This window comes from Samsonia erythrinae (assembly GCF_004342665.1).
In the GTDB taxonomy this organism is placed as follows: Bacteria; Pseudomonadota; Gammaproteobacteria; order Enterobacterales; family Enterobacteriaceae; genus Samsonia; species Samsonia erythrinae.
In genome coordinates this window covers 836,676-860,410 of the sequence record NZ_SMBY01000001.1, presented here as the reverse complement: position 1 = coordinate 860,410, position 23,735 = coordinate 836,676, and the positions used below count along the sequence as shown (strand labels likewise).

19 protein-coding genes are annotated in these 23,735 nt (G+C 52.8%); 6 read left to right on the top strand and 13 right to left on the bottom strand.

Going from position 1 to position 23,735, the window contains the following annotated elements; translation table 11 throughout:
- Positions 1-81 precede the first annotated feature (81 nt).
- Entirely contained in the window at positions 82-249 is a 168-nt protein-coding gene (locus EDC54_RS03815) for a YqaE/Pmp3 family membrane protein (protein ID WP_132453346.1), read from the bottom strand.
- A gap of 28 nt (positions 250-277) precedes the next feature.
- On the opposite strand from EDC54_RS03815, the gene EDC54_RS03810 reads away from it, so the two are divergent.
- Entirely contained in the window at positions 278-484 is a 207-nt protein-coding gene (locus tag EDC54_RS03810) for a hypothetical protein (protein WP_132453344.1), read from the top strand.
- Here EDC54_RS03810 and rmf read toward each other — a convergent pair.
- The 6 genes from rmf to rlmKL form a co-directional block, all read right to left on the bottom strand.
- Positions 474-641 carry a ribosome modulation factor gene (gene rmf, locus EDC54_RS03805; protein WP_132453343.1) on the bottom strand — a complete coding sequence of 56 codons (168 nt, stop codon included), beginning with the start codon at positions 639-641 and terminating at the stop codon, positions 474-476. The genes EDC54_RS03810 and rmf overlap by 11 nt on opposite strands.
- A gap of 285 nt (positions 642-926) precedes the next feature.
- Positions 927-1,490: a membrane integrity-associated transporter subunit PqiC gene (gene pqiC, locus EDC54_RS03800; RefSeq protein ID WP_132453341.1), complete on the bottom strand. Its 564-nt coding sequence runs from the start codon at positions 1,488-1,490 to the stop codon at positions 927-929.
- Positions 1,487-3,130: an intermembrane transport protein PqiB gene (pqiB, locus tag EDC54_RS03795; protein ID WP_132453339.1), complete on the bottom strand. Its 1,644-nt coding sequence runs from the start codon at positions 3,128-3,130 to the stop codon at positions 1,487-1,489. Before pqiB ends, pqiC begins: the two co-directional genes overlap by 4 nt.
- Positions 3,117-4,418 (bottom strand): membrane integrity-associated transporter subunit PqiA, encoded by a 1,302-nt coding sequence (pqiA, locus tag EDC54_RS03790; RefSeq protein WP_268991089.1) that lies wholly within the window; start codon positions 4,416-4,418, stop codon positions 3,117-3,119. Before pqiA ends, pqiB begins: the two co-directional genes overlap by 14 nt.
- Before the next feature lie 120 nt (positions 4,419-4,538).
- Positions 4,539-6,449 carry an ABC transporter ATP-binding protein gene (locus EDC54_RS03785; RefSeq protein ID WP_132453337.1) on the bottom strand — a complete coding sequence of 637 codons (1,911 nt, stop codon included), beginning with the start codon at positions 6,447-6,449 and terminating at the stop codon, positions 4,539-4,541.
- Between the two features lie 3 nt (positions 6,450-6,452).
- Positions 6,453-8,570: a bifunctional 23S rRNA (guanine(2069)-N(7))-methyltransferase RlmK/23S rRNA (guanine(2445)-N(2))-methyltransferase RlmL gene (gene rlmKL, locus EDC54_RS03780; RefSeq protein ID WP_132453335.1), complete on the bottom strand. Its 2,118-nt coding sequence runs from the start codon at positions 8,568-8,570 to the stop codon at positions 6,453-6,455.
- 114 nt (positions 8,571-8,684) lie between these two features.
- On the opposite strand from rlmKL, the gene EDC54_RS03775 reads away from it, so the two are divergent.
- A complete protein-coding gene (locus tag EDC54_RS03775) occupies positions 8,685-9,788 on the top strand; it encodes a YcbX family protein (RefSeq protein WP_132453333.1) in 1,104 nt (367 codons plus the stop codon).
- A gap of 45 nt (positions 9,789-9,833) precedes the next feature.
- Here EDC54_RS03775 and EDC54_RS03770 read toward each other — a convergent pair whose 3' ends face one another.
- The 3 genes from EDC54_RS03770 to pepN all read right to left on the bottom strand — a co-directional run bounded on the left by EDC54_RS03770 (position 9,834) and on the right by pepN (position 14,451).
- Positions 9,834-10,421, bottom strand: coding sequence for a cell division protein ZapC (locus tag EDC54_RS03770; protein WP_132453331.1), 588 nt, complete (start codon positions 10,419-10,421; stop codon positions 9,834-9,836).
- Positions 10,422-10,621: 200 nt separating this feature from the next.
- Entirely contained in the window at positions 10,622-11,632 is a 1,011-nt protein-coding gene (gene pyrD / locus EDC54_RS03765; protein WP_132453329.1) for a quinone-dependent dihydroorotate dehydrogenase, read from the bottom strand.
- A 203-nt stretch (positions 11,633-11,835) separates the two neighbouring features.
- A complete protein-coding gene (gene pepN / locus EDC54_RS03760; protein ID WP_132453327.1) occupies positions 11,836-14,451 on the bottom strand; it encodes an aminopeptidase N in 2,616 nt (871 codons plus the stop codon).
- Positions 14,452-14,682: 231 nt separating this feature from the next.
- On the opposite strand from pepN, the gene pncB reads away from it, so the two are divergent.
- The 4 genes from pncB (at position 14,683) to EDC54_RS03740 (ending at position 20,317) form a co-directional block, all read left to right on the top strand.
- Positions 14,683-15,888 (top strand): nicotinate phosphoribosyltransferase, encoded by a 1,206-nt coding sequence (gene pncB, locus EDC54_RS03755; protein ID WP_132453325.1) that lies wholly within the window; start codon positions 14,683-14,685, stop codon positions 15,886-15,888.
- A gap of 194 nt (positions 15,889-16,082) precedes the next feature.
- A complete protein-coding gene (asnS, locus tag EDC54_RS03750; RefSeq protein WP_132453323.1) occupies positions 16,083-17,483 on the top strand; it encodes an asparagine--tRNA ligase in 1,401 nt (466 codons plus the stop codon).
- 295 nt (positions 17,484-17,778) lie between these two features.
- On the top strand, positions 17,779-18,882 hold the full coding sequence (locus EDC54_RS03745) for a porin (RefSeq protein ID WP_329957838.1): 1,104 nt from the start codon (positions 17,779-17,781) through the stop codon (positions 18,880-18,882).
- Between the two features lie 244 nt (positions 18,883-19,126).
- Positions 19,127-20,317, top strand: a complete 1,191-nt coding sequence (locus tag EDC54_RS03740; RefSeq protein WP_132453321.1) for an amino acid aminotransferase — start codon at positions 19,127-19,129, stop codon at positions 20,315-20,317.
- Positions 20,318-20,398: 81 nt separating this feature from the next.
- Here the strand turns inward: EDC54_RS03740 and EDC54_RS03735 are convergent, their stop codons facing one another.
- The 3 genes from EDC54_RS03735 to ldtD form a co-directional block, all read right to left on the bottom strand.
- Entirely contained in the window at positions 20,399-21,046 is a 648-nt protein-coding gene (locus tag EDC54_RS03735) for an MBL fold metallo-hydrolase (RefSeq protein ID WP_132453319.1), read from the bottom strand.
- Between the two features lie 79 nt (positions 21,047-21,125).
- Complete coding sequence (locus tag EDC54_RS03730; RefSeq protein ID WP_132453317.1) at positions 21,126-21,674, bottom strand: YcbK family protein; 549 nt, start codon at positions 21,672-21,674, stop codon at positions 21,126-21,128.
- A 178-nt stretch (positions 21,675-21,852) separates the two neighbouring features.
- The gene (gene ldtD, locus EDC54_RS03725) at positions 21,853-23,586 is read right to left on the bottom strand and encodes a L,D-transpeptidase (RefSeq protein WP_132453315.1); all 1,734 of its coding nucleotides are present in this window, start codon (positions 23,584-23,586) and stop codon (positions 21,853-21,855) included.
- Between the last annotated feature and the right edge of the window lie 149 nt (positions 23,587-23,735).

The following is a 23,735-nucleotide window of genomic DNA, read 5'->3' as shown; positions in this document are numbered from 1 at the left end:
GCAGAACAGATAAAAAACGACGGGGAAGCCATGAGCTTCCCCGTGATTTCATCATTACCGTTGACTCGCGCGTTTTACCGATTAAATGCCATCGTCTTTCATCTGAACCCAAAAGGCGTGCACCAATCCGGGAAAGTAACCTAACAGCGTCAAAATAATATTCAGAATAAACGCGCCACCCACGCCTTTCCCCAATAACACGCCCAGCGGGGGCAGAAGGATGGTAAATACAATGCGCCAGAATCCCATATCAATCTCCGTAACGTAATGATTATTTATGAAACTAGTTCAGATAATGGCGTTTGTCATCACGGGTCGGGATAATTGGGATAAATCGTTGCAGAACAACCAGTCTGAGCGTTTCGCACTGGCAATGGCGGCGGAAGGCAGGACAGGAATAAATCCTGGTGGGCGCAAACGTACAACCAAAAGCCTCCGCCAAGGCGGAGGCGTTCCCTTTCATGACAAGGCGACTAAGCAGTAACAGCCCTGTCTTCCATGGCTTTTCGCCAGCCTCCCAACCAGTGAGATCGGGCATTAATTGATTGATAAGGACATAACTCCTTCGGTCTACCGACAATACCGGCCTGGTAACCCCGTGAATGAGCCCGTTCCAGGCGATCGCGTTTCTGTCTCTTCATGCCTTATTTCCCTCATTATTTATCTGGTGGAAAGAAAACAATGATTACTTTATAAGCAACCACAGAGTATCAATACCGATTCTGTCATCAAAGGTCAAGGCGCAAAATTCACGCCAGTGTCATATTTGTGATCAAAAATAGGAATTTTCCCCCGCCCGGGGGAGAAAAATATAACCCATTGAAAAAAAAAATAAAAAACCCCTGAAACATAATGCAATCACGGCATTACCTTTTCAGGGGTTCAGGCATTTCAAACAACCATCAGCGGTACAACGGACCTAACGCTTAATTCAGTTCTCCCGCCTGACGGGCGATCGATTGGGCGACCTGCTTCCAGCCCTGCGCCAACGCTCTTACCAGTGCGTCATAGCCATCGTCTGTCTGTGGCAGCACGATATCAAATGGCCGCTTAATCACGTTACCCTGATGCGTCAGCAGCCACTCGCCACGGATCACGACATTGCCGTCATAACGACCATGAAAACCGCTGACAGAGACATTCAGTACGGCCTGATCGACGCCCTGCGGCTGCGTGGTCACAGTCCAACCGGGCAGCTGATGCCCCAGATTCGTCACCAGCGCCTGCTGCAATTGTTGATCCAGCGGGCTGGCCCACAGGTTGTTACTCGCGATGACATATTGCACATCGTTCGTCTGATAAACCAGCCCTGCGTTAGCGAGGTAGTCCGACACGCTCACATGCTCAACCCAAAGCGGGTGAACGTGAGCCCCCCTCGCCTGCGTGGCATTGGTTTCCACCACCGTCGGAAGCTGATAGTACGTTTTCTCATTACTGCTGCTGCATGCGCTTAACACGAAAGCCAGCGCCAGCGCCCATCCTTTCATCATTGTTTTGCCCTCTTCGGCTGAGGATCCTGACGGCCTGATGCCTCAAAAATCAACGCATTACTTTTCTCATTCAACGTGCGCAGTACCGGCTGTAGCTCCCGCAACACCTGATCCAGCCGCTGCATATCCGCCACCATCTTGTTATACGCAGGCGAGCCGGGCTGGAAGCCTTTCATACTGCGGTTCAGTTCAAGCAGCGTTTTTTGCATGTCTTGCGGCAGGTCCTGCATGGCCTTGCTGCTCGTGATGTTGTTCAGCGCCGCCAGCGTTTTTTGCATCTCACGCATCGTCGCCTGACTTGAGGCCAGCGTCTTCGTCGCTTCGTTGATCATCGGGTTCAGCGGCAAGTTATTCACCTTATCCAGCACCGCCATCAACTTCTGCTGGATCTGCGACAGTCCGCCATCGATCGTCGGCAGCACAGGATAGCCATCCACGACATACAGCGCTTTATCCACTTTTTCTTTCGGATAAAAATCAAGATCGATATAGAGCGCGCCGGTCAGAAGATTTGCCGATTTCAACGAGGCGCGCAGACCCAGTGATTGCGCCTGCTTCAGATGCTGCTCAAAATCAAATGAACCACCGACCTTCTTATCAAAGCGATCGGGCTCAATGCGGATCATCACAGGAATGCGATAATCATCATCCAGCGTCTGCGTCAGATTACGCGGGAAGAACGGCGCTTCAGCAACGGTTCCCAGTCGGATCCCACGGAATTCCACCGGCGCCCCCGACTGCAAACCACGAATCGATTCGCTAAAGAACAGCAGATACTCTTTATATTCGGTATACAGCGAATCCTGAATACTGCGCTGATTATCAAAAAGTCGATACTGCGCTTTCTCCGTCGCGGCTTCGCCCAGCTCCCAACCAGAAGGGACATCAAAACTGACGCCGCCGCTGAACAGCGTGGTAAGAGATCCCATCTCGACACGCATTCCCTGCGCCGACATATCAAATGCCACGCCGCTATCTTTCCAGAAGCGCACGTTGGTCGTCACCAGGCCGTCATACGGGGCTGAAATAAAGAGCTGATAGCGCATCTTGCGCGCTTTCGGATCGAATTCGCTGGTTTCCACCGATCCGACCCGATAGCCGCGAAACAGTACCGGATCGCCGGCGTTCAGCTGGCCGGATTGATCGCTATCTAAAATCACCCGAATTCCTTTTGCATCCGGGGAGGCCAGCGGCGGCGAATCCAGCAGGGTAAACGCGCGCTTCTCCTCCTTATGGGTACCCGGCTGTAGCTCAATATAGGCGCCCGATAGCAGCGTACCCAGTCCGGACACCCCTTCCCGTCCAATCTGTGGTTTCACTACCCAAAAAGCCGAGTCCTGCTTTAGCAGCTTATCCATACCATCATGCAGTCGCGCTTTGATCTCCACCTGATGAAGATCGTTACTCAGCACCACGCTCTCGACGACCCCCACATCGACACTACGGCTTTTGATGGCGGTTTTCCCCGCCTCAATGCCTTCGGCGTTGCTGGTGACCAGCGTGATTTGCGGCCCCTGATGGCTAAAATGATAGAACAGTATCCAGGCCCCGATGAGCACCGTAACGATCGGTACAATCCAGACTGGCGACCAGCGTTTAATCGTTTCTACATCCGCAACGGCATGATTATCTTTCGTCAACGGAAGACTCCTTATGAAGAACATCATCGCGACGATCCCACAAAAGCCGGGGATCGAACGCCATAGCGGCAAACATGGTCAAGATCACCACGGCCGCAAATAATACCGCCCCAATGGCGGGATAAACACCCATCAGCCGGCCAATGCGTACCATTGCAGACAGTACGGCAATGACGAACACATCAATCATTGACCAGCGCCCGACAAACTCAACAATTTCATACACCACATGCATCCGTTCGCTGTCTTTCGTGCCTTTGGTTTTGCCATTCGCCTGCCAGCAAAGCCAGGCTAACGCCAGCATTTTTAGCGATGGCACCATAACGCTGGCGACAAAAATTACCATCGCGACGGGATAAGATCCCATCCCCCACAGGGCAATCACCCCCGACATGATCGTCGATCCCATCCGCTCGCCTAACGCTTCCGTCACCATGATAGGCAGCACATTCGAGGGGATATACAGCATTATAGAAGTGATCAGCAAAGCCAACGTCCATTGCAGGCTATGCTGCTTGCGCGCATGACCCCGAGAGCGACAACGCGGGCATACGAGCTGGTTGGCAGGCAAAATCGCACTACAGCATGAGCACGAGCGCAGCCCTTGCGATAAACCGCTTTGCCCCACCGCGGCCGCCGCAGGAAGCGTTGGCGGCGGCAGGATAGTGTTCCACAACCAGCGGCGATCGAGTTTTTGAAAGGCCATCAGTTGCAGCACACAAAACAGGACGAACGGAATGAAGCTGGTTTCGATGCCAATATCGCCATAGGCTACCAGCTTAACGAAGCTGACCAACACGCCGGCGAGAAAGATTTCCGCCATCCCCCAGCTTTTAAGGTGGAAGAGGATTTTACCCATGCTTTTTTTCAACGTCAGCGGCAGCGAGACAGGCAAACAAAGCAAGATCAGCGTCGCCATGCTGAAGGCCGGAACCAGTTGAACAAACAGCATAAACACCGTCGCCAGGCTAACGTAGTCCTCCGCGACCATCACTTTGGGAATTTGCGCCAGCGTAATTTCGCTGGCGATCCCCGCCACCCGCATCGAAACAAAGGGAAACAGATTCGCCAGCAGCAGCATAAACAGCGCGCTGACCGCGTAACCGATCAATCGTTTACGCGGTTCAATCTGGCGGCTGGTTAAACCCGTTTTACAGCGTGGACAGGTCGCCTTCTGCCCATGCGACAACACCGGCAACGCCAACAGCAAATCGCACTGCGGGCAGAGCATATAATCATCATGATGATGTTGAGAACCATGGTCATGCCGATCGTGATGGGAACACACTCATCATCTCCTTCAAAACTCGTCAGCGTCTGACCAAAAGTATCGCTATCAATACCGATAAAGCCAGCGACAAAATACACGGTTTGAGTTCCGCGGATCCGTCGGTGAAAACGGCACAATTCAGCCGTTTTTCTGTGCTTCCAACGCCTCCCAGCGCTCAAAGCAGGTTTCCAGCTCGCTTTCCTTTTCCGCCAGCGCAGCCAGAATCGGCTGTGTCTCTTCATGCGGACGACTAAAGAAGCTGGCATCATTCATCTGCGCCTGCAATGCCTCAATATCCCGCTCCAGCTGTTCAATCCGCTGCGGCAATTGCTCTAACTCGCGCTGCTGGTTATAACTTAATTTTCCGGCGCTGCGTTTAGCGGGCTGTGCGGTCCCCTTGGTCGGCGCTGATGCGGTGACGGCTGGCGCGGCCGTTGTACGCAACGGCGTTGTCGTCGCACGCTGCTGCTGTGCATCGTAATATCCGCCGACATAGCGAGCAATCTTGCCCTCGCCTTCAAAAATCCAGCATTCGGTGACCGAGTTATCGACGAACTGACGGTCATGGCTGACCAGCAGCACCGTCCCCTGATAGCTCTCAATGAGCTCTTCCAGCAGTTCCAGCGTTTCCACGTCCAGATCGTTGGTCGGTTCATCAAGAATCAGCAGGTTGCTGGGCTTGAGAAACAAACGCGCCAGCAGCAGGCGATTGCGTTCCCCTCCCGACAGCGCTTTTACCGGCGTCATTGCCCGCTTCGGATGGAACAGAAAGTCCTGCAAGTAGCCCAACACATGCCGCGAACGACCGTTGACCATCACTTCCTGTTTGCCTTCCGCCAGGTTATCCATCACCGTGCGTTCAGGATCAAGCTCGGCCCTGTGCTGATCGAAATACGCCACTTCCAGTTTGGTGCCGCAGTGCAGTCGCCCACTGACGGGCGCCAGTTCGCCCAACATTAATTTTAGCAGCGTCGTTTTACCACAGCCATTCGGCCCGACCAGCGCAATTTTGTCGCCGCGCTGCACCTGCGCAGAAAAGTCACGCACCAGTATTTTATGACCAACCTGATAATTAACGTCTTCCAACTCGAACACAATCTTGCCGGAGCGGGCGGCTTCTTCAACCTGCATTTTCGCCGACCCCATCACTTCACGGCGCTGAGCGCGTTCCTGACGCATCGCCTTCAGCGCCCGCACACGCCCTTCATTACGGGTACGGCGTGCTTTAATGCCCTGACGGATCCACACTTCTTCCTGCGCCAGTTTGCGATCGAACTCCGCATTTTGCAGATCTTCCACCCGCAGCGCTTCTTCCTTCCCTTCCAGATAGTGGTCGTAGTTACCCGGCCAGGAAACCAGCTTACCCCGGTCGAGATCGACAATGCGCGTCGCCATATTACGAATAAACGAACGGTCATGGGAGATAAAGACAATGCTCCCCTGAAACGTTTTTAAAAAGGTTTCCAGCCAGTCGATCGTTTCAATATCCAGATGGTTGGTTGGCTCATCCAGCAGCAGCACTCGCGGTGAACTCACCAGCGCCCGGCCTAACGCCGCTTTACGCAGCCAGCCGCCCGAAAGCGACGCCAGCGGCACATCGGCCGACAGCCCAAGCTGTTCCAGCACTTCATGAATGCGGCTCTCCAACTGCCACAACCCCTGATGTTCCAGAATATCCTGCAACTTCGCCAACTGATTGAGATTCTTCTCGCTGGGATCGCTTTCGACCAAACGTAGCATCGCATGGTAACTTTTCAGGTAATCCGCCTGTTCCGCGACACCTTCAGCGACAAAATCAAAGACGCTGCCGGCCACATCCCGCGGGGGATCCTGTTGCAGTCGCGCCACGATCAGATCCTGTTCGTAGGTAATGCGCCCGTCATCCAGCGGGATCTCTTTGGCCAGAATTTTCAGCAGCGTCGATTTACCCGCGCCATTGCGCCCCACCAGACAAACGCGCTCATTCTCTTCGATATGGAGTTCGGTGTTATCCAACAGCGGTGCGTCGCTGAACGACAGCCACGCGCCTGAAACACTGATTAAAGACATCGGTTACTTTTCCTCACCGGCATGCGTCAGCAGCCAGCAGTTATGAATCTGACGATTACGGGCAAAATCCTGCGATTGAGTCTGCGCGGTAATTTCTTTGGCGTTCAGCCCCAACGCGGTCAGCCCGGCGATATCCATCTGGAAACCGCGTTTATTATTCGAGAACATGATGGTGCCGCCACGGCGCAACAAACGTTTAAGATCGTTCATCAGCGCCAGATGATCGCGCTGAACATCAAACGATTCGTCCATCCGTTTTGAGTTAGAGAAGGTCGGCGGATCGATGAAAATCACGTCAAACTGCTCATGCGCGTTATGTAGCCATGACAGGCAGTCCGCCTGTATCAGCCGATGCTGACGCCCGGTCAGGCCGTTCGCCCGCAGGTTTTTCTCCGCCCATTCCAGATAGGTGCGTGACATGTCGACGGTGGTCGTTGAACGGGCGCCGCCCAACCCGGCGTGCACGCTCGCCGTGCCGGTGTAGGCAAACAGGTTGAGAAAATCTTTACCGCAGCTCATCTCACCCAACATTTTACGGGCGATCCGATGATCAAGGAACAAGCCGGTATCAAGGTAGTCGGTCAGGTTGACCCATAGTTTGGCGCCAAATTCCTCCATCAGCAGGAAATCGCCTTTCTGCGCCAGTTTCTCATACTGGTTTTTCCCTTTCTGACGTTCGCGCGTTTTCAGCACCAGACGATTTGACGGCAACTCCAGCACGCTGAGGGTAGCGTTAATCACATCAAACAGGCGTTGACGCGCTTTCTGCGCATCAACGGTTTTCGGTGGCGCATACTCTTGAACCACAACCCAACTGCCGTAGCGATCGACCGCCACATTGTATTCAGGAAGATCGGCATCATAGAGGCGATAGCACTCAATCCCCTGCTGCTTCGCCCACTTCTCCAGCTTACGCCGATTCTTACGCAGTCGGTTGGCGAAATCTTCCGCGATTTGCCCGGCGGACTCCCCTTGGGTTTCCGCCAGTTGATAATTCTTCTGCACGCAGTCCAGCGGGCCGTTTTTCGCCTTGAACTGGCGCTCAGCGCGCAGTTGCAGACAGCTCAGCAGCTCCGGCGATGCGCTGAACAGCGAAAGTTGCCAGCCGCCGAAGTCGCTTTTCATCTTACGCCCCAGCATATTATGCAGGGCAATCAGCGCAGGTTCGCTTTCCAGACGCTCACCGTAAGGCGGATTACTGATAACGGTCCCTTTCGGGCCCTCCGGCAGCGGGTTCTGTAACTGCGCCGCGTCTTTCACGCTGAAGGAAATCAGTTCAGCGACCCCTGCGCGGCGGGCATTCGCTTTGGCGATGTCTATCACCCGACGGTCATTATCCGATCCGAAGAAGCGTGACGTGGTCGCCTGTAGCCCCTGACGGGCGCGCTGCTGCGCTTCCGCGATCGCATCGCGCCACAGTTCGGCATTGTGTTGTAACCAGGCGTTAAACCCCCAGTGTGTACGATGTAAACCCGGTGCGCGATCGGCCGCCATCATCGCCGCTTCGATAAGCAACGTCCCGGAACCACACATCGGATCGACCAGCGGCGTGCCATTTTGCCAGCCGGAGCGCAGCACAATCGCCGCCGCCAGATTTTCTTTTAGCGGCGCCAGACCGGCCACATCGCGGTAACCGCGCTGGTGCAGTCCGTCACCGCTTAAGTCCAATGAGACGCTGGCCGTATCACGCTGTAAAAAGACGTTAATGCGAATATCGGGCTGCTGTTTCGCCACATCCGGTCGCTGTCCGGTTTTGCGCGTAAAGCTGTCCACAATTGCATCTTTCACTTTTAACGCACCGTACTGGCTGTTACGGATATCGTCATTCGTACCGGTAAAGTGCACGGCAAAGGTTTTATCGACGCTGAAGACCACGGACCAGTCAATCGCCTGCACGCCCAGATACAAATCCAAATCGCTGTGTACCTTAAATTCATTGAGCGGCAGCAGAATGCGCGACGCCAGACGGCTCCACAGCAGGCTCCGGTACAGCAGGCGGTCATCCCCTTCGAAGTGGACGCCACCCTGCACCACCGTACAGGACTGCGCTCCCAGTGCTTCGAGCTCGCTTTTTAATAACTCTTCCAGTCCCCGCGCCGTGCTGGCAAACAAAGCATTCATGTCGTCACTATCACCAAAAAGAAATACATTAAAGGAAGAAATTGAGGCGCATTATAGCTAATCCGAGACGCTTGTCATAAAGTTGCCGTTTTACACGAGCAAGGAGCAGACTCAGTGATTGGCGTAGCACGGCTTTATATTCATCCGGTAAAATCAATGCGGGGGCTACAGCTTTCCCATGCGATGGCGTCCGTCAGCGGTCTGGCGAACGATCGCGCCTTTATGATTACCGATCTTGATGGAACCTTTATTACCGCTCGCCAGTATCCACAGATGGTGCTATTTACTCCCGCGCTGCTGCCGGACGGGCTGTTTATCGCCGCGCCGGATGGTCAAACTGCCACGATTCGTTTTGCCGACTTCACCGAGGCGCCACAACCGACAGAGGTCTGGGGCAACAACTTCACGGCACAGGTGGCGCCCGATGCCATCAATGTCTGGCTAAGCCGCTATTTTCAGCGCGCCGTCCAGCTTCGCTGGGTGGGCGGTGAACCGTCGCGGCGAGTGAAAGGTTATCCTGATGTCCCCCTGGCGTTTGCCGACGGCTACCCCTACCTATTAATCAATAACGCATCCTTTCAGGCGCTGCGCCAGCGCTGCGCCGCCGGCATTAAAATCGAACAATTCCGCCCCAATCTGGTAGTGACCGGCGCGGAGGCTTTTGCCGAAGACGGCTGGAAAACCCTTCGCATCGGCGAGGTGACGTTTGACGTGGTGAAACCCTGTAGCCGTTGTATTCTGACCACGGTCAGCACCGAGCGTGGCCGCAAACACCCATCCGCAGAACCGTTGGCAACGCTGCAATCTTTCCGTACGGCCGCAAACGGGGACGTCGATTTCGGACAAAATCTGGTCGCCAGAAATACCGGCATTATTCGAGTAGGTGACACTGTGGAGGTGTTGGCGACCAAACCGCCGCGTCCTTACGGTTCCGCTGAGGCGGGAGAAAGCCTTGCGACCCCCGAAACCCATGAACAGGCGGTCACTATTCACTATCAGGGAAAAACATTACAAGGGAATAATCAGCAAATTTTGCTGGAACAGTTGGAACAACACGGTGTGCGAATCCCCTATTCCTGTCGGGCAGGACTTTGCGGCTGCTGTAAATTGACGCTGGTCAGCGGGGACGTTGCGGCGCTAAAACAAAGCGCAATCAGAGAAAACGGCGAAATTCTCGCCTGTAGCTGTATTCCGCGGAGTGACATTCATCTGCAATAGACAAAGAAAAGCCAACGCACAAGCTGACGAGGGAGCATCGGCGGTTTAGACAACCCTGGCATACTCAAATGCCGATGTGCCGTCACCCAGCGAACTCTCCTGCACCTGGCTGCGTTGTACAACCACGGGCATCAACCTGTCATGCATAATTTTTATGGCGTCGCCCAGCCCCATCGTCTTACCGCCCAATAACAACTGCGCTTGCGCCAGCAGACAGAGGCAGGCTTTCTCCCCCGCTTCCGCCACCAGAAAACAGGCCGTTTCATGGGTTTCGGTTAACTGTACCTGCACAACATCGCCAGTCTGTGGCAAATATCCGTCGGTGTCAGACTGCTGAACGAAATGCCAGCTCTTCGGCATTAACGGTTTCAGGAAACGGCTCGCCACCAGCGCGTTCAACACTAACTCCCCCTGATGGTCGCGGCTCAACGCCGTTTTCTGGCATTTCTCGTTATAGGTAAAAAATAACGCGGCGTCGTCAACACAAAATGCACATTCATTAAAAGCATCCGGCGTTAACATTTTAGCGGGAAAACGAGAACGAAATAACATGCCGTTAGCCAGATCCAACATCAGGCGGTCGTGTTCGGTATCAAAATACCAGCGCCAGTTATCATCAGGTTTTAACTTCATATTATTTACCTTTCGCTTTCACAGTGAAAATATCGGAAATGGCTGATTGCATTTCTTACGTTGCAATAATCGTTCATCGCCATAAACGTCACAGTAACAAAACCAAACATCAACATGTCGGTTATTTACGCAAACGAATAAAATATAGACTAGCTGGGGGAATAAATAAACCCCCAGCGTAAAATGAAAGGAATATAGGATTAAATATGCGTAACGATATCTTTAATCAGACGAGGGCCGTGGAAAATAAAACCTGAATATATTTGTACCAGCGTTGCCCCTGCATCCATTTTTTCGCGCGCCGCAACCAGAGAATCAATTCCGCCCACGCCGATAATGGGCAAACGTCCGGCTAATTCCTGCGACAAGCGGCGGATAATAGCCGTACTAGAGGCCTGTAACGGACGGCCACTTAATCCCCCCGTCTGCCCACAGTGATTTAATCCCTGAATTAACGTCCTGTCGAGCGTCGTATTGGTGGCAATAACACCGTCAAGATGATGACGAACCAGACTATCGGCAATCTGGATCAATTCTTCCTCAGAAAGATCCGGCGCGATCTTCACGGCGACCGGCACATATTTCTGGTGCTTGTCTTTTAATTCCGTCTGCTTGTTCTTTATTGCCGACAAAAGATCGTCAAGCGCTTCACCGTATTGCAAGCTGCGTAATCCCGGCGTATTGGGTGATGAAATGTTAATCGCGATATAGCCTGCATGAGGATAAACCTTATCCATACCGATCAAATAATCATCTTTTCCTTGTTCAACCGGCGTATCTTTATTCTTGCCGATATTGATCCCCAATACTCCACCAAAACGCGTTTTCTTTACATTCTCGATCAGATGATCCACACCTTTATTATTGAAGCCCATCCGATTGATCAATCCTTCCGCTTCCACTACGCGGAATAATCTCGGTTTATCATTACCCGATTGCGGACGCGGCGTTACCGTTCCCACTTCAATAAAACCAAATCCCATTGCGCCCAACGCATCAATACATTCCCCGTCTTTATCCAATCCTGCCGCCAGACCGAGCGGGTTTTTAAAGGATAACCCCATGCAGGTTACCGGCTTGGTGGGCACTGACTGGCGGACGAGAAATTCAAAAGGCGTATTGGTTATGCGGCGTAATTGTTGGAAGGTCAGCTCATGTGCGCGCTCTGGATCGAGCTGAAACAGGGCTTTTTTGATAACGGGATAGAACATATTGTCTCCTGAGATCCCTATCGCAAAGGTATTTTGCCTACGCGGAAAGTAAGCAACGGTGGATGATGGTTTAACTCACGGTCGGTGATGGTAATTCCATCTCTGCGGAAAGTAAAACGTTTGCGGGAAAAGGAAACGCGTGGGGGAATCATCGCCACACGCGGCAGACGCGCGCGCGTGGCTGTACTCGAAACGCTTCGGTCTTAGTCTTGTAACGCTTTCGTTATCTTCTCAAACAGATCGCCAGACAAACCGTCCAACGCTTTCAACTGCTCCAGCGCCTGACGCATCAGCGCCTGACGTTTAGCATCATAACGTTTCAAGCGGATCAGCGGTTCGATAATCCGCGCCGCAACCTGCGGATTACGCGTATTCAGATCGGTCAGAATCTCTGTCAGGAAACGATAACCGCTACCGTCCTCTGCATGGAAAGCTGACGGATTCGACGCCGCGAAAGCCCCGATAAGAGAGCGCAATCGGTTAGGGTTGTTCAGGCTGAATGAACGGTGTTGCAGCAGTTCGCGCACGCGGCTCAACACATCGGCTGCGGGGCTGGTGGCTTGCAATACAAACCATTTGTCCATCACCAGACCATCCTGATGCCAGCGACCATCAAATTGCGCCAGCAGCTCATCACGCGCGGGCAGCTGCGCCGCCACGGCCGCCGACAGCGCCGCCAGTGAATCCGTCATGTTATCCGCCTGACGGAACTGCGCCTGCACCAGCTTGTCCGCCTGCGCCTCATCACTGAAGGCCAGATAGTACAGACAGATGTTGCGCAGCGCACGTTTCCCCATGTCCGCATGTTCGATACGATACTGCGGCGCATGATTCGCGCGATAGACCGCCAGCCATTCATCCGCCATCTCTTGTGCCATTGTGCGCGTCATGCTGTCACGAACCGCGGCAATCGCGGTAGGATCGATGACATCAAACATTTCGGCTATCTCATTTTCACTCGGCAGCGTCAGAATTTGAGAGGCCAGCATCGGATCCAATTCCTCATCCAGCAGCACGCCGCGGAAGGCATCGATCACGTGCAGCGGAACGGACAGCGGCTGTTTCTGCTGATAACGGGAGACATTGAGCCGGATATGGTTGGTCAGCAGGCTCTGTGCGGCGTCCCAACGTGAAAACGCATTGCTCGCATGACGCATCAGGAACGTCAGTTGCTCATCACTCCAGGCATAGTTCAGTTTTACCGGCGCAGAAAACTCACGTAATAAAGAAGGAATCGGACGGCCAGGCACCCGATCGAAAATGAACGTCTGCTCTGATTCAGTCACATTAAGCACTGACGACAGCAGTTGACCGTCTTTTTGTAGCGGGATCACCTGCCCTTGCGCATCGTACAACTCAATATCGAACGGGATGTGCAGCGGCAGTTTCGGCTGCTTATCCGCGCCGACCGGCGTCATCTGGCTCACGCTCAGCAAGTACTGTTGCGTCTGCGGATCGTAATCATCACGCACCGTCAGCACCGGTGTGCCCGACTGGCTGTACCAACGACGGAACTGCGTGAGATCGACGCCGGAGGCATCTTCCATCGCCTGAACAAAATCATCACAGGTCGCTGCGCTGCCGTCGTGACGTTCAAAGTACAGCCGAATACCAGCCTGGAAGCCTTCTTCACCCAATAAGGTATGCATCATGCGGATCACTTCCGATCCCTTTTCATAGACCGTCAGCGTGTAGAAGTTATTCATCTCGATCACCTGATCGGGACGAATCGGATGCGACATCGGGCTGGCGTCTTCGGCAAACTGGGCGCCACGCATTACGCGTACATTGTTAATGCGATTCACCGCGCGTGACCCCAGGTCGGAACTGAACTCCTGATCGCGGAACACCGTCAACCCTTCTTTCAGGCTCAGTTGGAACCAGTCGCGGCAGGTGACGCGGTTGCCCGTCCAGTTGTGAAAATATTCATGGCCGATCACGGCTTCAATGTTCAGGTAGTCTTGATCCGTGGCGGTTTCCGCCTTGGCCAGCACATATTTAGAGTTGAATACGTTCAGCCCTTTGTTTTCCATCGCCCCCATGTTGAAGAAATCAACGGCGACGATCATATAAATGTCGAGATCGTATTCCAGACCGAAACGTTCTTCGTCCCATTTCATCGCATTTTTCAGCGAGGTCATCGCCCAACCGGCACGATCCAGATTGCCGCGATCGACATACAGCTCCAGCGCGACATCACGGCCAGAGCGAGTGGTAAAGCGATCCTGAAGGACATCAAAATCGCCGGCCACCAGCGCAAACAGGTAAGCGGGTTTCGGGAACGGATCCTGCCATTCAACCCAATGACGCCCATCGTCCAGTTCCCCCTGCGCCATGCGATTACCATTCGAAAGCAAATAAGGGTAACGAGCTTTATCCGCTGTAATCCGCGTCGTGAATTTCGCCAGCACATCCGGCCTGTCGAGATAATAGGTAATATGGCGGAAACCTTCGGCCTCGCACTGTGTGCACAACGCGTCGCCGGATTGATATAACCCTTCCAGCGCGCTATTCGTTGCCGGATTGATTTCCGTTTCAATGCTGAGCGTAAAACGAGCAGGCAATTGCGTCAGGAGCAGGCCATCACGCTGTTGCTGATAGTGCGTCCACGGCAGACCATCAACGCTCAGGCTAATCAGCGTTAGCCCCTCTCCATCCAGCTTCAACGGCGCGCCCTGCTCTCCCTGTAACACCACCTGACTAACCGCTTTCACCCGGGTTTTGTCTGCATGAAGATCGAAATCCAGTGCAATGTCGGTAATGGTATAATCCGGCGCCCGGTAGTCATGGCGATATTTTATTTGCGGCTGTTGATTCATATAAAGTTTCCACCTCGTTATCAGCATCAAAGTTCCAGTCTAGGCTTGTCTCCCCAATGTTACCACGACAAAAACATGCGGATCATCGGCGCCCGCCGTTCACTCGCCTCACCGGCGCACATCTGGCTATGTTGTCATAATGTAATAAGAAGATAATCAAGGTATACTGATCAAACCTTGCTGATTGTCCCGATGGTGGATATGCATCTAACGAGGATGCTGTAACGCATTATGACTTCGCACACTTCCCCGATTCTGCACTCATTACTGGATACCGATGCCTACAAGCTGCATATGCAGCAGGCGGTATACCATCATTATTATGACGTTGACGTTGCGGCTGAATTTCGCTGCCGTGGTGATGAGTTATTAGGCGCCTATGCCGATGAGATCGCCCACCAGGTTGACCTGATGCGTTTCTTGTCATTGCGCGATGACGAATTTCTCTATCTTTCTTCCCTGCCCTTCTTTAAGCAGGATTATCTTCACTGGCTGCGGAGCTTCCGCTTTAACCCACAGCAGGTCATCATTAGGAATAATGCCGGCAAGCTGGATATCCGTATCGCCGGGCCGTGGCGTGAGGTGATTTTATGGGAAGTCCCGCTGTTAGCGGTGATCAGTGAAGTCGTCCATCGCCACCGCTCGCCAGACGTTACGACTGAACAGGCTGTCGCTCAGCTTTCAACCTCGCTGGAGGCGTTCCGCCACAAGAGTGGGGATGTCGATCTCACGCCATTCAAATTGATGGACTTTGGCACACGTCGCCGCTTCTCACGTGAAGTCCAGCAGACGATTGTCACAACCCTCAAGGCCGAATTACCTCATTTCATCGGCACCAGTAATTACGATCTGGCGCGTCGTTTGGGCATTACCCCTGTCGGCACGCAGGCGCATGAGTGGTTTCAGGCGCACCAGCAGATCAGCCCGACGTTGGCAAATAGCCAGCGCGCCGCGCTGCAAATGTGGCTGCAAGAATATCCCGCGCATTTGGGGATCGCGCTGACCGACTGCATTACTATGGATGCCTTCCTGCGCGATTTCGATTTACCGTTCGCCGAAGCCTATCAGGGGCTGCGTCACGATTCCGGCGATCCCATCGATTGGGGAGAGAAAGCCATTGCACACTATCAGCGCCTGAATATCGATCCAATGAGCAAAACGCTGGTCTTTTCCGATAATCTGAATCTGGATAAAGCGCTGGCGCTGTACCGTCATTTCTGGCAGCGCGTGAATCTGGTGTTCGGCATCGGTACGCGGCTGACGTGCGATATTCCCGGCGTGAAGCCGCTGAATATCGTGATCAAGCTGGTGGAATGTAACGGCAAGCCGGTGGCGAAACTCTCCGATAGTCCGGGCAAAACGATCTGTCAGGATCAGAATTTCGTGTGTGAGTTGCGCAAGGCGTTTGATTTACCCCGCGTGAAAAAGGCCAGTTGATACCCGCTTACCACAGGCATTGGCTAACTTTACAGCAGATTCGCCGCAATGCGCGAAAACTTCGCGCTGTTCCGGCGATTTCTGCTTGTGTCCTGTTGCATCGCAAGTAACATAGTTAATGGCCCGGATTTGGGCCATTTACCGTTTAAACACGATCTATTTCTTAAACACGATTAATTAAAAGAGAGAATTTTATGAGCGTAGTGCCTGTAGTCGATGTACTGCAAGGCCGTGTTGCCGTTGACAGTGAAGTCACCGTGCGCGGCTGGGTACGTACCCGGAGAGATTCTAAAGCCGGTATCTCCTTTATCGCCGTTTATGACGGCTCCTGCTTTAATCCATTACAGGCTGTTGTTAATAATAATCTCTCTAATTACCAGAATGACGTCCTGCACCTGACGACCGGCTGTTCGGTTGAAATCACCGGAAATGTTGTCGCGTCACCGGGTGAGGGTCAGAGCTTTGAGCTGCAAGCGACCCGCGTTAACGTTGTGGGCTGGGTTGACGACCCCGACACCTACCCGATGGCGGCGAAACGTCACAGTATCGAATACCTGCGTGAAGTGGCACACCTACGTCCGCGCACTAACCTTATCGGGGCGGTTGCGCGCGTGCGCCATACGCTGGCGCAGGCGATTCATCGCTTCTTCCACGAGAACGGCTATTTCTGGGTGTCGACGCCGCTGATTACCGCATCGGATACCGAAGGCGCTGGTGAAATGTTCCGCGTGTCCACGCTCGATCTGGAAAACCTGCCGCGTACCGAGCAAGGCAAGGTCGATTTCAGCGAAGATTTCTTCGGTAAGGAAGCGTTTCTTACCGTATCGGGTCAGTTAAATGGGGAAACGTATGCCTGTGCGCTGTCCAAGGTGTATACATTTGGCCCGACTTTCCGCGCGGAGAATTCCAATACCAGCCGTCACCTGGCCGAATTTTGGATGATCGAGCCGGAAGTGGCGTTCGCCTCTCTGGATGATATTGCCGGATTGGCTGAAAATCTGCTGAAATACGTTTTCAAGGCTGTACTGGATGAACGCGCGGACGACATGGCGTTTTTTGCCGAGCGGGTCGATAAAGACGCGGTCACCCGGCTGGAAAAATTCATCAGCTCTGATTTCGCGCAGGTGGATTACACCGATGCCGTGGACATCCTGCTGAACTGCGGACAAACGTTCGAGAACCCGGTTTACTGGGGCGTGGATCTCTCCTCAGAACATGAGCGCTATCTGGCGGAGAAACACTTCAAAGCCCCGGTTGTGGTTAAAAACTATCCGAAAGACATCAAAGCCTTCTACATGCGCATGAACGACGACGGCAAAACCGTCGCCGCGATGGATGTTCTGGCGCCGGGAATCGGCGAAATCATCGGCGGTTCCCAGCGTGAAGAGCGACTGGCGCAGTTGGATAGTCGTCTGGAAGAGATGGGGCTTAATCAGGAAGATTACTGGTGGTATCGTGATCTGCGCCGCTACGGCACCATCCCACATTCGGGTTTCGGATTAGGCTTCGAACGATTAATCGCCTATGTTACCGGTGTACAAAATGTGCGCGACGTGATCCCTTTCCCACGCACGCCGAGAAATGCCAGTTTCTAAATAAAAATTTAATATAAGTAAAACAAATATGTAGAAAAGAAGAGTCGGGTCTCCCGGCTCTTTTTTTTGAATTTTTGTTATACCTCACAAAGTTCCCTGATTTTTACATTTAGAAACACATTTTTTCCATTTGTTACCTGATTAAGAAGTTTGTAGCATCTTTAGGGTGGATTAACAGCCGAGTGAATGGAAAACTGCGTTCAGACACAGGAAGACACCAAACTTTCAGGAATGGTTCCGTAAAGAATTGTTTATGGCAGTGGCAGGTGTCTAAATAACACCAATGAGGGTAATAATGATGAAACGCAATATTCTTGCAGTAGTAATCCCAGCTCTGTTAGCCGCAGGCGCAGCAAACGCCGCAGAAGTCTATAACAAAGATGGCAACAAGCTGGATCTGAATGGTCGTGTGCATGCAGGCTATACGTTCAATTCTAGTTTTGAAGACGATACAAACAGCGATAACACCTATGCTCGTCTGGGCTTCAAAGGTGAAACTCAAATCTCTAACGAACTGACTGGTTATGGTCGTTTTGAATACCAATTCGACGGCAGCGTTCCGGAAAGTGAAACTGACGGTTCTGACAGCAAAACCCGCTACGCTTTTGCCGGTCTGAAATTCGGCGATTTTGGTTCTTTCGACTATGGTCGTAACCTGGGTATTGCCTACGACGGTCTGGCTTATACCGACGTCCTGCCAGAAAACGGCGGTGAATCGTCTATCACTGATACGCTGACTGGCCGTACCGGTAACGCAGCAACTTACCGTAACAACAACTTCTTTGGTCTGGTGGACGGCCTGAACTTCGGTTTGCAGTATGTTGCCAAAGATCAGGATAACGGCACCACCCGTATCGATCGCCAGCACGGCGACGCTTGGGGTACTTCTCTGTCTTATGACACAGACATCGGTCTGAGCTTCGTCGGTTCTTACGCTTCTTATAAGCGTACGCTGAACCAACAAAACGATGGCAAAGGTCGCAGAGCAGAAATCTGGACGACCGGCGTGAAATATGATGCCAACAACGTCTATCTGGCTGCCACCTATGGCGAAGGTCGTAACTTCTTCAGAACGGGCTATAGCGACGCGGATACTAAAACCATCGCCGATAAGAGCCAAATCTTCGAAGCCGTTGCTCAGTACACCTTCGACTTCGGTCTGACTCCTCAACTGGCTTATGTTTCCAGAAAAGACAAAGTTGAAAGCGGTATCAACAGCACCCGTGCCAATGACTACTCTGTACAGTATGTCAGCGTCGGCGGCACTTATGCGTTCAACAAAAACTTCTCTGCCTATGCTGAATACGATATCGATCTGCTGGATGACGACAGCGATTATCGTAGCAGAACCAGCAACTACGGCGATCGCGTTGACGTAGGTATCATTTACCAGTTCTAAGTGAGCATGACGTAACGAGTTAATCGTTCGTATTGCATAAAAAGACAGAGCTTTGGCTCTGTCTTTTTTTGTTTCTGTTTTTCCTCACGCTGCGCCAATTATCACGCTGTAAGCAGTCGTTTATTTCGTCTCTTTCGTTCTCTCTGTTATTTCAGCTTCTTTTTATGAGCAACGGTTGGCAAAGCCCGCGCCTGACGGTACTCTGAGAATTCTTATTTCTTCTCAGTTATGGAACATTCTGGCAATGTTTGAAAATATTTCTGCTGCACCAGCCGATCCTATTCTCGGGCTGACCGATCTTTTTCGCGCCGACGATCGTACGAATAAAATCAATCTGGGGATTGGCGTTTACAAAGATGAAACCGGTAAAACGCCGGTTCTGACGAGCGTAAAAAAAGCAGAACACTTTCTGCTGGAAAATGAAAATACCAAAAACTATCTGGGTATTGACGGTTTACCGGCTTTCGGTCAGTGCACGCAGACACTATTATTTGGTCAGCAGAATGCCATTATTGCGAACAAACGAGCCCGCACCGCTCAAACGCCTGGCGGTACCGGGGCCTTACGCGTGGCCGCGGATTTCATCGCTCATCAGACCTCTGCAAAGCGCATTTGGATCAGTAACCCTACCTGGCCTAACCATAAGAATGTTTTCTCCGCTGTCGGTCTGGATGTGTGCGAATACAATTACTATGATGCCGCCAACCATGCACTCGACTTTGATGGCTTGCTCACCAGCCTGAACGCCGCGCAGGCGGGTGACGTCGTGTTGTTCCACGGCTGCTGCCATAATCCTACAGGTATCGATCCTACGGCTGAGCAATGGACTAAACTGGCCGAACTGTCGGTAGCGAAAGGCTGGTTACCGCTGTTTGACTTTGCCTATCAGGGCTTTGCTCGCGGCATAGAAGAAGATGCGGAAGGTCTGCGCATTTTTGCTGCCCTTCACGATGAACTGATCGTATGCAGTTCCTATTCCAAGAACTTTGGTTTGTACAATGAGCGTGTCGGGGCCTGTACGCTGGTCGCCGCCGATGCTGCAACGGCCGACAACGCGTTCAGCCAGGTGAAAGCGGCCATCCGCGCGAACTACTCCAACCCGCCGTCACACGGTGCCGCCATTGTTGCCACGATCCTGGGTAACGACGCGTTAAAAGCCATTTGGGAACAGGAATTGACAGCGATGCGCGAACGCATCCAACGCATGCGTCAGCTGTTCGTTAACACGCTACAGGAAAAAGGTGCAAAACAGGATTTCTCTTTCATCATCGAGCAGAACGGGATGTTCTCATTCAGCGGTTTGACGAAAGAGCAGGTTCTGCGCCTGCGCGATGAATTTGGCGTCTATGCCGTGAATTCTGGTCGTATTAACGTCGCCGGTATGACACCGGAAAACATGGCGCCGCTTTGCGAAGCGATTGTTGCCGTACTCTGATTGCGCATTCTGCAATCGAAAAAGCCGACACTGAGTGTCGGCTTTTTCGTTTCTGCCTGTGCTCATGAAAAACGCGGCAAACTACCAGATTGCGGCATCTTCACGCAGGAAAGGATTTGTCTGACGTTCGTGCCCGAATGTCGACATCGGGCCATGCCCGGGAATAAACGTCACATCATCCCCCAGCGGCAGTAGCTTATCCTTGATGGAAGCAATCAGCGCCTGATGGTTACCCTGCGGGAAATCACTCCGTCCGACACCACCGTTGAAAATGACATCACCCACCTGAGCCAGTCGCGATTGCGCATCAAAGAAGATAATGTGCCCAGGCGTGTGACCAGGACAATGCAAAACCGCCAACGTCGTCTCACCTACCCTGACTTCATCACCTTCCTGTAACCAACGCGATGGCGTTAGCGGCGCACACTCTTCAAGACCAAACATACGACTCTGCGCCGGCAACCCTTCCAGCCAGAAAGTATCGTCAATCTGTGGGCCAACGATAGGAACCTGATAATGCTCAGCCAATTCTGCTGCGGCCCCCACGTGATCCAGATGGCCGTGCGTCAGTAAAATCTGCTTGATTGAAATTCCCGCATCCTCGACGGCACGTTTAATTTTCTCCGCGTCACCACCGGGATCAACAATGGCCGCATCGTTGGTTTTTTCACACCATAACAACGTGCAATTCTGACTAAATGCCGTCACCGGGACAATTTGATATTTCATACCACTCCATGTTGCATACGCTGAACAACCCGCTAGCGATGAGCGGGCCTGATCAAAAACTTAGCGCGACGATAGCGAATTACCAGGTTCGGACTGGGCCGGTGTCAATATGAACGAAATTACTGCGTGGATAGTAGCCAACGCCGCCGGCACGCAGCTTCACAGCCGCTTTGCGAATATTTGCCAGTTGAACGCCTTCGATGTGGAAATCCATCGCCTGCCCCTTCGTATGGTAACTCTGCTTCGCCACACCCCGTCTGTGCGCACGCAGTTCATTATTGGTATCCAGCGCGCGATAGCCAGAAATCAGCTGTACGGGTTTGTTGGTTCCCAGCATGACCTGTAGACGATAGAGCTGATCGAACAGTCGTGGGTCAATGGTTTTAACTTTATTGGCACGATAGTCGCGGAAAAAATGATTCAGGCGGGAAAGTTCTGCTTTGTTATAGCCTTTGCCATCAAAGAACTCTGCTTTTAGTCGTTCACCCGTATTCAGATTATTCAGCGTCAGAATTCGCGGTCGGGGCGTAGAGAACGTCGCAAATGCCTGACCGGGAAGCAGTGCGATGCCCAACGCGGCGCCGCCCAGCGCAAGCCACTTACGGCGATGATTGTCAATGTGATCCATAGAACAAATACCCAGGCTAAAAGAACGGTATAAAGGCGGCGCAAAATGCACCGCTTTGAACCTTAACCGCCAGAGAAAAGTGAGTCAACCCGCTTTGCTTCTACGTTTGCGGGAGATCGCACCGTTCCCCCACAGAACGCAAAAATTTCAATACGCCTAATGCTCGTATTTTCAAGACTTACTGGAGCAATAACCCCGCACTGGGCAGCACTTTCGCCCCAGCGCGCGCGCTATTATCATAATTGTAAATATCTGTACGGAACTGCGGGCGACCATCTTCCGCCACCCACGCCGTCAGATAATAAAGGTTTACCGGAATCCGGTGTTTCATTGAAACATAGGTGGTATTCCCCTGATCCAGCGTGGATGAAATGCGGTTACTATTCCATCCCGCATCCTGCAACAGCATACCAGCCAGTTCCGATGCTTTATTGACGCGCACGCAACCAGAACTGAGCGCACGGATATCACGCCGGAACAGGTTGTGGTTCGGCGTATCATGCAAATAAATCGCTTCCGAATTCGGCATATTAAATTTATAGCGTCCAAGCGCATTATTCGTGCCGGGCGCCTGACGCAGACGGTATGGAAAACGCTCTGGCGCCACCATCTGCCAATCGATCATCGCGGGATCGATCGCTTCGGCATCCTGCCCCCAACTGGACAAAACCGTATAACCATGACGCTCCAGATAGCCCGGATCGCGCACGACTTTCGGAATAATATCCTGCCGGGTCAGCGTCGTCGGGACATTCCACGGCGGGTTAACCACTACGTTATACAGCGAACTACTCATCAAGGGCGTCTTGCGTCTGGGCTGCCCGACGATGACGCGTGATGACAGGCGTTCAGCGCCATCCTGATAATAGATCAGCGAATAATTGGGGATATTGACCAAGATGCCGGTGTGGACATTATCCGGCAACAGACGAAGACGCTGTATATTCAGCGCCAGCAGTGTCGCCCGCATTTGCGGCGAAACATTGAGCCACTCCCGCGTGCGCTTACCGATGATCCCGTCACTCTCCAGCCCTTGCCAGTGCTGAAATCGCTTAACGGCTTCAACCAATTCGCCCGTGTAGCGTTCGTCATAAGCGGCAACGTCTTCAACGGCGGACGTCGGTTCAGTGACTGTCGGCGCCGCGGCGACATTTTCGTTAAACAGCGTGATATTTTCTGTCGATGACAACATGCCGGTACGCTGTAAAATTTCACGCAGCACCGCCAGCTCGCGACTCTGCTGCTCAGGCCGCAGAGACTCCGTTAGATTCAGATTCGGCCACGGGCGATTATCGGCCAGCATCGTTTTGAGCGCCTCATGCATTTTGGCGTATTGCGAATGCTGAGGCGCCAGAGAAACGACAAAAGCGGCTCCGGTGCCGGATTTCACCGCCTGCTGCCATCGATCGACAATATTGGCCGCCGGCGCTCTCAGGCGATAAGGCACGCTACTGTACAGCCAATCGTTACCGTTGCGCTCCACTCCCGAAACAAACTGCAAATAGCCCAGCATCGCGTCCGATAACACCACATCACGCGCGAACCCCGTTACCTGTGGATCGGTCAACCAGGTCACCCACGTCGAAAACTGCGGCTGTACCCCCGCGATAGCCAGCTCGGCGAGCTGCTGCTGGAATTGCTGAACCGCCCGATTATCCGCCCACATCGGTTGCATCTGGTATTGTGCATAAAGCGAGGACAGCTCGGAAAGATAGTACGGCATCATCCCCTTCGGCAACGCCGCCAAAAGCGCCGCCCGGCTATCCCCTGCAGAAACTGCGCCAGCATTTTGCGAGAAACCGGAGACAGCCGGAGATGCTGCCAGCACCGAAAACGAAGGAGACAGGCTACCCGCAAAAACACAACCTGCGCTTAACAGCAGCCTGACGACTTTTCGCTTATATAACAACATCCATTTATCCCCTGAACTCATCAACCACCGTGCCTTCACGACAATCTACATTGAATGTGGAAATAACAAACTGAATTCGCCCGCATTAAGATCATGCTGGCCAAACATCACCATGACGTATCCCTACGGTCAAAACGATTAAAGAATGA